This is a genomic window from Priestia sp. SIMBA_032, from assembly GCF_046535215.1.
Classification (GTDB): Bacteria; Bacillota; Bacilli; order Bacillales; family Bacillaceae_H; genus Priestia; species Priestia aryabhattai.
This window is the reverse complement of sequence record NZ_JAWRXD010000577.1, coordinates 1-275: the sequence shown is the minus strand read 5'-3', so window position 1 is coordinate 275 and position 275 is coordinate 1. Positions and strand designations below refer to the sequence as shown.

Sequence of the window (275 nt, the reverse complement as noted above, 5' to 3'; positions counted from 1 at the left end):
GCACCCCGGAGCGGTGGTCGATACCCAGCGCTGTGCTCGCGTTGCCCTGGGGGTCGAGGTCGATCACCAGAACCCGCAGTTGGTGCACGGCCAGCGCGGCCGCAAGGTTGACCGCCGTGGTGGTCTTGCCGACGCCGCCCTTCTGATTGGCGATCGTCATGATCCGGGTGCGCGGGGGGCGGGGGAGTGAACCCGACCCTCCCGGGGTCAGCACCCTGCTCGCACGCTCTGCCGCCGCAGCGATCGGGGTGTCGTAATGGGTTTGGGGTCTGGCC

The 275-nt window shown here is 70.2% G+C and carries 1 protein-coding gene; it reads right to left on the bottom strand.

All coding sequences use genetic code 11. The annotated features are described in order from the left end of the window. A partial coding sequence (locus tag SB717_RS35590; RefSeq protein WP_410907654.1) for a ParA family protein occupies positions 1 to 160 on the bottom strand: 160 nt, incomplete at its 3' end. Positions 161 to 275: the final 115 nt, after the last annotated feature.